At 73.8% G+C, this 649-nt stretch carries 1 protein-coding gene; it reads left to right on the top strand.

What is annotated here, in order from left to right:
• Positions 1–13: 13 nt before the first annotated feature.
• The coding region (locus G6034_RS19445; protein ID WP_343038172.1) for a DUF222 domain-containing protein at positions 14–649 on the top strand (636 nt) is incomplete at its 3' end.

Genomic DNA, 649 nt, shown 5'->3' with positions numbered 1-649 from the left:
CGAGACGCAGGCCGTGGCCTGGGCGCAGGACCTGGAACGGCTGGGCTGCTTCCTCTCGGCCCTGCAGGTCCAGGCCGCCGGGTCCCTGGCCGGGCGGGTGCGCGCCGGGCGGTACGACGGGATCAAGAACGCCGCCGAGCTGCTGGCCCTGAGCCTGAAGCTGGGCCACGGCGAGGCCGGGCGCCGGCTGCGCCTGGCCGGGAAGTTCCTGCCCGCCACGGACCCGCTGACCCTGGCCACCACCGCCGCGCCACAGCCCGCCGCGGCCGCGGCGTTCTTCGCCGGGACACTGAGCGCGGACCAGGCCCTGACCGCCTCACGCTACATCGAGGAGGCCCGCCACCTCGCCGACGCCGGCACGATCCCCGAAGAGACCGCCGCCGACGTGGAGGACACCCTCACCGGCTACGCCCGCACCATGGACCCGGACTCCCTGGCCCGCGTGGGCCTGCGCACAATCAACACCCTGGACCCCGACGGGCAGCAGCCCACCGAGGGCGAACTCATCGCCAAACAAGGCATCACCTTCCGCCAGCCCCGCCGCGGCCTGGTCCACTTCGAAGGCTGGGCCACCGTGGCCCAATACGAAACCTGGATGGCCGGCATCGCCTCCGCCGCCAACCCCCGCCAACACACCGACCTCAACCCC

The organism is Arthrobacter wenxiniae, from assembly GCF_013376105.1.
In the GTDB taxonomy this organism is placed as follows: Bacteria; Actinomycetota; Actinomycetes; order Actinomycetales; family Micrococcaceae; genus Specibacter; species Specibacter wenxiniae.
Note: the sequence above shows the minus strand (reverse complement) of the source record. Positions and strands in the feature narration are given on the sequence as shown.